The sequence below is a fragment of the Rhodococcus sp. (in: high G+C Gram-positive bacteria) genome, from assembly GCF_049591685.1.
Taxonomy (GTDB): domain Bacteria; phylum Actinomycetota; class Actinomycetes; order Mycobacteriales; family Mycobacteriaceae; genus Rhodococcoides.
The window spans coordinates 1-8,375 of the sequence record NZ_JBAWFH010000523.1; the positions used below are offsets into that span (position 1 = coordinate 1).

The 8,375-nt window shown below is 65.3% G+C and carries 9 protein-coding genes and 2 pseudogenes; 10 read left to right on the top strand and 1 reads right to left on the bottom strand.

Features of this window, described 5'->3' with window-relative positions:
* From WBQ44_RS21310 to WBQ44_RS21355, 10 genes and pseudogenes are all read left to right on the top strand, one after another.
* Positions 1–278: pseudogene (locus tag WBQ44_RS21310) on the top strand (MCE family protein); the annotation flags it as partial.
* The gene (locus WBQ44_RS21315) at positions 275–1,252 is read left to right on the top strand and encodes an MCE family protein (RefSeq protein WP_495568661.1); all 978 of its coding nucleotides are present in this window, start codon (positions 275–277) and stop codon (positions 1,250–1,252) included. The pseudogene WBQ44_RS21310 and the gene WBQ44_RS21315, both read left to right, overlap by 4 nt.
* On the top strand, positions 1,240–2,307 hold the full coding sequence (locus WBQ44_RS21320) for an MCE family protein (RefSeq protein WP_495568662.1): 1,068 nt from the start codon (positions 1,240–1,242) through the stop codon (positions 2,305–2,307). The genes WBQ44_RS21315 and WBQ44_RS21320 overlap by 13 nt, the downstream gene beginning before the upstream one ends.
* Positions 2,304–3,332 carry an MCE family protein gene (locus WBQ44_RS21325; RefSeq protein WP_495568663.1) on the top strand — a complete coding sequence of 343 codons (1,029 nt, stop codon included), beginning with the start codon at positions 2,304–2,306 and terminating at the stop codon, positions 3,330–3,332. Before WBQ44_RS21320 ends, WBQ44_RS21325 begins: the two co-directional genes overlap by 4 nt.
* Positions 3,329–4,540 (top strand): MlaD family protein, encoded by a 1,212-nt coding sequence (locus WBQ44_RS21330; protein WP_495568664.1) that lies wholly within the window; start codon positions 3,329–3,331, stop codon positions 4,538–4,540. Before WBQ44_RS21325 ends, WBQ44_RS21330 begins: the two co-directional genes overlap by 4 nt.
* The gene (locus tag WBQ44_RS21335; RefSeq protein ID WP_495568665.1) at positions 4,537–5,007 is read left to right on the top strand and encodes an Rv1363c family protein; all 471 of its coding nucleotides are present in this window, start codon (positions 4,537–4,539) and stop codon (positions 5,005–5,007) included. The genes WBQ44_RS21330 and WBQ44_RS21335 overlap by 4 nt, the downstream gene beginning before the upstream one ends.
* A gap of 235 nt (positions 5,008–5,242) precedes the next feature.
* Complete coding sequence (gene mihF / locus WBQ44_RS21340; protein WP_026347388.1) at positions 5,243–5,557, top strand: integration host factor, actinobacterial type; 315 nt, start codon at positions 5,243–5,245, stop codon at positions 5,555–5,557.
* Positions 5,558–5,622: 65 nt separating this feature from the next.
* Positions 5,623–6,105: a cation:proton antiporter regulatory subunit gene (locus WBQ44_RS21345; protein WP_495568666.1), complete on the top strand. Its 483-nt coding sequence runs from the start codon at positions 5,623–5,625 to the stop codon at positions 6,103–6,105.
* Positions 6,106–6,107: 2 nt separating this feature from the next.
* Entirely contained in the window at positions 6,108–7,280 is a 1,173-nt protein-coding gene (locus WBQ44_RS21350) for a cation:proton antiporter (RefSeq protein ID WP_495568667.1), read from the top strand.
* A 13-nt stretch (positions 7,281–7,293) separates the two neighbouring features.
* The gene (locus WBQ44_RS21355; protein ID WP_495568668.1) at positions 7,294–7,986 is read left to right on the top strand and encodes a GntR family transcriptional regulator; all 693 of its coding nucleotides are present in this window, start codon (positions 7,294–7,296) and stop codon (positions 7,984–7,986) included.
* Positions 7,987–8,065: 79 nt separating this feature from the next.
* Here the strand turns inward: WBQ44_RS21355 and WBQ44_RS21360 are convergent.
* Positions 8,066–8,375: pseudogene (locus WBQ44_RS21360) on the bottom strand (3-hydroxyacyl-CoA dehydrogenase); the annotation flags it as partial.

Here is an 8,375-nt window from a genome sequence, read left to right on the forward strand (position 1 = left end):
GCTCACGCTCGATCGACGCATTGGCCTCCCTCATGACGAGCGCCGCACAACCCCTCGACACCGCCGTCGCGGACTCGGTCGCCATGACGGACGCGTGGATCCCGAACACCGCGGAGTTCGACCGCACCATGACCGTGTTGCCGCAGCTCGCCAGATCCATCAACCACCTCGGCGACTACGGCGGCTGGCTCAACCTCTACACCTGCAACTTCACGGTGAAGGTCGGCGACAGCGAATCCAACATCTTCGGCGCCGCGCACACGGAGATGTGCCGATGAACACCGTCAAACTCGGCCTCATCGGAATCACACTGGTCTGCACCGCAATTCTCGCTGCAGTGACAATCCCCCACGCCTGGTACGTGATCAGAACCCACTCGTACACCGCGCACTTCGAGAACGCCGGTGGGCTGACCGAATCCGATCCAGTGTTTCTGGCCGGGGTTCCCGCCGGCCGCGTGGACGCCGTCGAACTGGCCGGAAATCACGTGAACATCCGGTTCCGCCTGGACGACGGCCAACCGCTCGGCGATCGAACTCGTGCCGCCGTCAAGCTGCGCACAATCCTGGGCAAGCGCTATCTCGATATCGTTCCCGATGGCTCCGGTGAGGTCGGCCCGGATCGCACCATTCCTCTCGACCGCACCTCGGTGCCCTATTCGCTCGACGAAATCGGCGCCGAAGTGAACGCAACTGCGGACCATCTCGACGTTCCTGCACTGGAGTCGATGGTGCGCACACTCCGCGAAACGCTGCCCAGCGACCGGACTGTCGTCGCCGACGCGCTCACCGGCGTCAGCGCGGCGTCGTCGATGCTTGCCCGCAACGACGAACACATCGGAAACCTGCTGGAAACGTCGAAGGTACTCTCGATTTCCATTGCCGCAGAGAGCGATTCGCTCGGGATGCTGGTCGGCAATGCCCAGCTCGTTCTCGACACCCTCGCGGACAGGCGGACGGCGCTCGGACGGCTGGTGACGGATCTCCGCACCATCGTCGAGGCGGCGTCGACATTCCTGACCGACAACGAAGACCAACTCGACCAGCTGATCGCGAACATGCGGTCGGTCACCGACACTCTTGCACGCAACGGTGAAAACATCGACGCACTGCTCGGGACACTTCCCGCCGGTCTTCGCGCCGTCACCGACGCCACCGGCAACGGCAATTGGGTCGACGTGTCGGCACCCGCCGGGCCACTGCCCGACAACCTGTTGTGCGCGTTGGGTATTCAGACAGGATGCAGCCCGTGAAGATCATCGGCGCACTGGCCGCCCTCGCGCTGATCATGGGTGGTTGGTTCGTTTTCGTGGCTACCGACGACGGCGCGACCGTCGAGGCCGACTTCGCATACGTCAACGGTATCTATCCGGGTAGCCCCGTCCACGTGCTCGGCGTCCCCGTGGGTTCCGTGCAATCCGTCGAACCCAGGGGCACAGCCGTCCGCGTCAGCATGACCATCTCCTCGGACGTCGACATACCCGCCGACGCGGGGGCCTACGTCATGAACCCCTCGGTCATCAGCGATCGGTTCGTCGAACTCGGCCCCGCCTACACCGGTGGGCCCACGCTCGGCGACAACGTCATTCCCATCGAACGCAGCCGATCGCCGATCAACTGGGATCAGTTGCTCCAGAGCATCGGCACCATCGCCGCGGCCCTCGGACCCGAACAAGGAAACCTCGGCGCCGCACTCGATGTGGTGGCCGACAGCACCGAGGGTCTCGGACCTGCAATGGGAGACGCGATCCGTGATATTTCTCAGGCCACAGCCGTCGTCGGTGGGAGCAGCGACGAAGTCGGGCTGTTGATCGAGAACGTCGACCGCCTGATTGCCGCGCTCGCCGCACGAGAGGGCGCGGTCGCGTCCATCACCGGATCACTGTCCGAACTCGGCCAGGAGATCGAACGGCAAGACCTCGACATCGCCGAGCCGATCGCCGGGCTGAAATCCATGTTCGACCAGTTGGACCGCCTGTTGATCGAGCGCGGGGCGGATTTGCGGGCCGTCCTGGACAACACACGCCTGCTCACCGACTCGTTCGCTGCGAACGAAGCCCAGTTCGCAGAATTAATGGACGTGCTCCCACTGATGATGCAGAACATCGGCAACGCGATCGGCGAGGACCGACGCGCCCGAATTCGCCTGAACGTTTCGACGGATCTGGATCAGTTCGCCGTCGCGGTTCCCCTGTGCCGAGAGTTGGCCTTGCCCATCTGCACCGGCGCCGGCATCACGAACCCGATACCGCTGCCGTTGGACACCGCTCCGCTCGGCCTGCCGCAAGTGATGGGAGCGCCACGATGAAGGCCGCGACAACAGCGAAGGCGATGTCGGCGGTGGCCGCCTGTCTGCTGTTGTCCGGCTGCGGTGTCGGACTTGCGGACCTACCCGTCGGACGCTCGGCCGACGGCGAAAACTATCGCGTCGTCGCCGAGTTCGCCAGGGCGGATCGCATTCGGCTCGGCACCGAGGTGCGGGTCGGGCAGCAACTCGTCGGACGGGTCCACGATCTGAGCACCGACGGCACCGGCGCGCAGGTGGGCCTGAGTCTGTCCTCGTCGGTCGCCCTTCCGGCCGACGTCAGCGCATCGCTCGAACTCCCCTCCGCCCTGGGCGAGCCGTACGTGAAGCTGATTCTTCCGCAGGACCCGTCACGCGAATCGCTGACCGAGGGAGACACCGTCGACGACACCGAGATCGGGCCGGAACTCGAAACTTCGCTCGCAACATTGGGGCTCGTATTGAACGGCAGCGGTCTCGACCAACTGGAAACGATCGCGACCGAGACCAACGCAGCGTTCGGTGGACGCGGCCCCGAGGTTCGAACGCTGATGCAGCGGGCGGATCGCATACTGGCGGCCGCCAGTTCCCACCAGGGAGACTTCGATCGGATCCTGGCGGCGGCGGGTTCGGTGTCGGCTACCCTCGCTGCGAATCGCGAGCAACTGAGCCGCGGCCTCACGGTGGCAGCTCCGACGATGGAGCTGCTCGTCCGTCAGCGTGACCACATAGCGGCTCTCGTCGAGCACACCGCAGCCCTCTCCGTCGACGCGCAGAAGCTGTTCGGCGACAACGACTCCGAGCTCGCGACTGGTGTCGACGAACTGGCCCACGTCACGTCGTCGATCAAGGGTTTCAACGATTCCGTCACCCCGGCATTGCGCAACATGAACGAGTTCATCGACGGTTTCAACGGCGCAGTCCACGGTGACTACCTGGTGTTCGACGGCGCACTGGACCTACCCGAAACCGTCGGCGAGCTCGTCACCGGCGGCCGGATCGCGGACGTCCCCGCGACCCTGGAAGAGCTGCTCAGGGGTGGAGCGTGAGGCGTCCTCTGCTCGTCCCGTTGTCGTTGTTCGTCGTCACCGCCGTCGTGGCGTTATTCGTCGGCGCGAGTTACGTCATCGGCCCCCAGACGTTGCGCGGCGCGATCGAGCTGAACGCGACCACAGCCGACGCGACGAATCTCGCCGTGGGAGCCGGGGTGACCTATCGAGGGGTCGCTGTGGGGACCGTAGACAGGATCTCGATAGCGGCGGACGGTTCCGGAGTCGACCTCACCCTCTCGCTCGACCCGGACACGCAAGTACCCGTCGGGTCCACGGCGAAGGTGACGAACAGCAGCGCGCTCGGCATTCAAACGTTGGACATCGTGCCGATCGAAGACGACGGACGATACTTGGTCGACGGTGACACGATCGAGCTGCCGCCCGAAGATCGGCCGCAGCAACTCGACGAACTCTTGGTCGATGTCTCGACGCTCGCCGAGTCCATCGATCCCGACGCGGTCACAAAGGTAACCGACACCCTCGGGGCGGCACTCGACGACAATGGTCCGGCCCTGGCGTCGCTCCTCGACGACGCCGACACGCTGACGCGGATGCTCGACGCTCGCGCTCCGGCTCTGGCCCGCATCACCGAATCCGGTTTGCCGTTGCTGAGCGCGGTGGCCGAGCAGGCCGACACAGTCTCCGGGTCGGTCGCCGCGGTACGAGACATCACGGGCCAGCTTCTGGCGCAGGAACCGACACTGATCTACCTCTTGGAACGTTCTCCGGAAGCGTTGGCCAGGACGTCGCAGCTGCTCGACGAAACGCGGGGAACGGTGGGCGCTCTGATGACAAATCTGGTGTCGATCTCGACGGTCCTGGGCGATCGCACCCCCGCCATGGCGGCACTGCTCACGGCGCTGCCGGACACCCTCGGTGAGCTGACCTCGATCGTCGACGGCGACCGCGGGGCATTCACCCTCGTCGGCACCCAGGGGCCGGCCTGCTGGTACGACACCCCGCGGCGGGTTGTCGGAGATACCTCGCCTCGCGCGCCGAACTTGAACCTGTACTGCCCGCCGGGACCGGCCCTCGCGCAACGGGGTTCGCAGAATGCGCCGCGACCGAACGATCTGGGACTTTCGGGCGCCACCGAACCCGGCAACGTATCCGGCCCACCGATCGCCGACGAGCCACTGCTCGTACCCACCGGTGTCGAAGCACTCGACTATTGGAAGAAACTGATGGAAGGGGTAGCGAAGTGACGCTACGCAAAGTTGCTGTTGCAGCGGCTGTTCTGGCGTTTGCCTTGTCGATCGCTGTGGTGGGCTACCAGCATCAGAGCAACCGGACGACCGAGAAGTTGCGCGCCGACGCACTGACCTCGGCCACGCAATACGCGGAAGGCCTCGCGACCTACGACTTCGACGACCCCACTGCCAATCTCGACCGAGTGACGGCCGCGTCGACGGAGGAGTTCGCCGGTACCTACCGCGACGTCTCCACCCGACTGCAGGAGTTGCTGGTGGCCGGGCAGGGCCGAGCGACCGGAACCGTCACGGCGGCGGGACTCGTCGAACTCGACGACGAACGCGCGGTGGTTGCAGTGTTCCTCGACCAGGACGTGCGCAACCTGTCGGTGCCGGACGGCAGGGTCGACTCGTCGCGCATGCTGATCGGACTGTCCCGTGTCGACGACCGCTGGCTGCTGTCCTCCGCAGACCCCCGCTGACGCTCGCCCCGAACGTCCGTGGCGGATGGTCTCAGGTCCCCTGGATCGACCCAACTGCTGGTCGGGGCACACCCCGAAACGCAAAGGACGTAGCCTGGCTGGGAAGGAACGGTGGCTCTCCACGAATGACATGCGTGTTGTTCCGATACATTGGCGGGGCCACCATGCACGATGCAAGAGGGTCGAAGACCATGTCACCAAAGCGACGGGTCAACACAATCGAGGAGAACAGGCCATGGCTTTACCAGTATTGACTCCGGAACAGCGCACCGCGGCTCTCGCCAAGGCTGCCGAGGCACGCACGGCCCGGTCGAAGCTGCTGGCCGCCGTCAAGTCCGGCGAGCTCAGCGTTGCTGACGTTCTCGCGAAGGCCGAGAACGACGAGATCGTCAAGAAGACCAAGGTGTCCGCCCTGATCAAGGCACTTCCGGGTGTCGGTTCGGTGCGCGCCGCACAGCTGCTCGAGCAGCTGTCCATCGCAGACACGCGCCGCATCGGCGGACTCGGCGCCAACCAGCGTGAAGCGTTGCTGGCGGCTGTCGCGTCCTGATAAGTAGCTCCTGCGACAAGCAGGACTGCGGCACGGGTGACTCTCGACGGGGTTAGCATTCCCCAATGAACGTCGAAGTGACCCTGCTGCCCGGGATCGGGGTGCGAAAGGACTTCGCCCTCGCATCCGGTCGCCGCATCGGGGTCATCACCCGCAAAGACGGCGCGAACGAACTCATCGTATCGCGCAAGGACGACCCCGATGCAACACAGGCGTCCATCACCTTGAGCAATGAGGAAGCGGCGGCGCTGGGCAATTTGCTCGGCACGCCGCAACTCATTGCTCAGCTCGGGGAAGAGCATCGAGACCTCCCCGGAATCAACACCCGCCAGCTCCCCGTTCGGGTGGGCTCGCGATTCGACGGCCGCACCCTCGGCGACACCACCATGCGCACAAAGACCGGCGTTTCCGTTGTCGCCGTCATGCGCGCAGGCCAGGTGCAACCGTCACCCACCCCCGATTTCACCCTGGTGGGCGGCGACCTCTTGGTTGCCGTCGGCACCACAGAGGGCCTCGACGCCGCGACCAAATTGCTCGGTAGCGGCTGACGATGGCCGACCATGCGCTGGCTCTCGTGGAGCTGGGCGCGGTCTTCTTTGCCCTCGGACTACTCGCGCGACTCGCCGGCCGTATCGGCGTCTCCCCCATCCCGTTCTACCTGCTCGGTGGTCTGTGCTTCGGCAACGGCGGACTCATCCCCCTCGGTGGCATCGACGAGTTCAGCGAACTCGCCAGCGAAATCGGCGTCATCCTCCTGCTGCTCCTGCTCGGACTCGAATACACCGCAGCCGAGCTGGTAACCGGACTGAAACGATCTTGGATGGCAGGCGTTCTCGACATCGTCCTCAACTTCGTTCCGGGAGCCGTCGTCGCGTTGCTGCTCGGATGGGGAGGCGTCGGGGCCTTCGTACTCGGAGGCGTCACCTACATCTCGTCGTCCGGGATCATCGCGAAAGTGCTCACCGATCTCGGTCGTCTCGGTAACCGAGAAACCCCGGTCGTCCTGTCGATCCTCGTATTCGAAGACCTCGCGATGGCCGTATACCTGCCGATCCTAACGACGGTTCTGAGCGGCGCGAGCTTCCTCGGTGGTCTCGAAGCGCTCGGCGTCGCACTGCTCGTCGTCACCATCGTGCTGGTCGTCGCACTGCGCTACGGCCGGTTTCTCTCGGCCATCGTCGACAGTCACAGCCGGGAAGTGGTACTCCTGACGGTTCTCGGTGCGGCCCTACTCGTGGCCGGCCTGGCATCGGCACTGCAGGTGTCGGCCGCCGTCGGCGCGTTCCTGCTCGGTATCGCCATCTCCGGATCGACCGCCGACAACGCCTCGCGCATTCTCGAACCGCTGCGCGACGTCTTCGCCGCGATGTTCTTCGTCGTGTTCGGTCTCGCGACGGACCCGGCGACCATTCCGCCTGTGCTGGGCTGGGCCGTGATTCTCGCGGTGGTCACCACCTTCACCAAGGTCGTCACCGGAATGTGGGCCGCGAAACGTCAAGGTATCGGGCGTCCCGGACGCGTCCGTGCGGGCGCCGCGCTCGTTGCGCGCGGCGAGTTCTCGATCGTCATCGCCGGACTTGCCGTGGCCGCAGGCGCCGTCGAAGGTGAACTGGCAGCGCTGGCCACTGCATACGTCCTGCTCATGGCCGTACTCGGCCCGGTCGCGGCTCGCGTCGCCGAACCGGTCATGCGGTCCGTCGAGCGCCTCGGACCGACCGTGTGATTGGCTGACCTGCATGGCCGGACGACGTCGAATCTCCAACGCCGAGGGAGTCGGCGCGTCGCCCACGCTTCGGCGCCGACCGCAGCTGAGCGAGGACGTCGCCAATCACGTGCGTCACATCGTGATGTCCGGCGAGGTGCGGCCCGGCGACTTCATTCGACTCGACGAGACCGCCGCCGAACTGGGAGTGAGCGTCACTCCGGTTCGCGAGGCCCTGTTGACCTTGCGCGGCGAGGGGATGGTCGAACTCGTCCCGCACCGCGGATACGTGGTGTCTCCGCTCACGGCCGAGGACATCGTCGACATCTTCTGGTTGCAGGGGCAAATAGCCGTCGAGCTCGTTCGGCGAGCAGCCCCGAAGATCACCGAGTCGGTACTCGCGGAGCTCGAATCGTTCAACGCATCCCTCGCCGCCGCCGTCGAGAAGGGGCAGGCCGAGGAGGTAGAGGCCAGCGAGTTCGAGTTTCACCGTGTGCTGAACCGGCTGACGGGCGCGAACAAGCTCGCCTGGTTTCTGAACAACGCCACCAGATACACCCCCACCCGGCTGTACGCCGCGGATCCGGAGTGGGGCCGCGCGGCCGTCCTCAACCACGAACAGCTGATCGACGCCCTACGCTCGGGCGACGTGGACTCGGCCACCACGTTGATGCGTCAGCAATTCACCGACGGAGCCGACAGACTCATCGCCCACCGCGGCATGTGAGCCTGAAGACGCCAAAAACCAGTGGGTGGAAGTCCAGTGGCGTGAGCCCGGACTTCCACCCACTGGTGGTGACGCGAATCTAGCGGAGCGAATCCGGCGCGGTGAAGCGCTCGCCGTACTTGGCTGCGAGCTCGTCGGCGCGCGCGACGAATCCCGCCTGACCACCCTCGTAGCCGACGATGTACTGGTGAACACCACCGGTCCAGGCTGGGTAGCCGATGCCGAAGATCGAGCCGATGTTGGCGTCGGCCGTCGTTGTCAGCACACCCTCATCGAAGCACTTTTGCGTTTCGATGGCCTCGATGAAGAGCATGCGCTCCTTCAGGTCCTCGAACGGGATCTCCGCCGAGCCCGACTTGAAGGCGTCACGCAGCCCGGGCCACAGACCG

What these genes read in the sequence shown, in the direction of transcription:
- WBQ44_RS21315 (WP_495568661.1), top strand. Translation starts at nt 275, where the DNA reads ATGAACACCGTCAAACTCGGCCTCATCGGAATCACACTGGTCTGCACC.
- WBQ44_RS21320 (WP_495568662.1), top strand. Translation starts at nt 1,240, where the DNA reads ATGCAGCCCGTGAAGATCATCGGCGCACTGGCCGCCCTCGCGCTGATC.
- WBQ44_RS21325 (WP_495568663.1), top strand. Translation starts at nt 2,304, where the DNA reads ATGAAGGCCGCGACAACAGCGAAGGCGATGTCGGCGGTGGCCGCCTGT.
- mihF (WP_026347388.1), top strand. Translation starts at nt 5,243, where the DNA reads ATGGCTTTACCAGTATTGACTCCGGAACAGCGCACCGCGGCTCTCGCC.
- WBQ44_RS21345 (WP_495568666.1), top strand. Translation starts at nt 5,623, where the DNA reads ATGAACGTCGAAGTGACCCTGCTGCCCGGGATCGGGGTGCGAAAGGAC.
- WBQ44_RS21350 (WP_495568667.1), top strand. Translation starts at nt 6,108, where the DNA reads ATGGCCGACCATGCGCTGGCTCTCGTGGAGCTGGGCGCGGTCTTCTTT.
- WBQ44_RS21355 (WP_495568668.1), top strand. Translation starts at nt 7,294, where the DNA reads ATGGCCGGACGACGTCGAATCTCCAACGCCGAGGGAGTCGGCGCGTCG.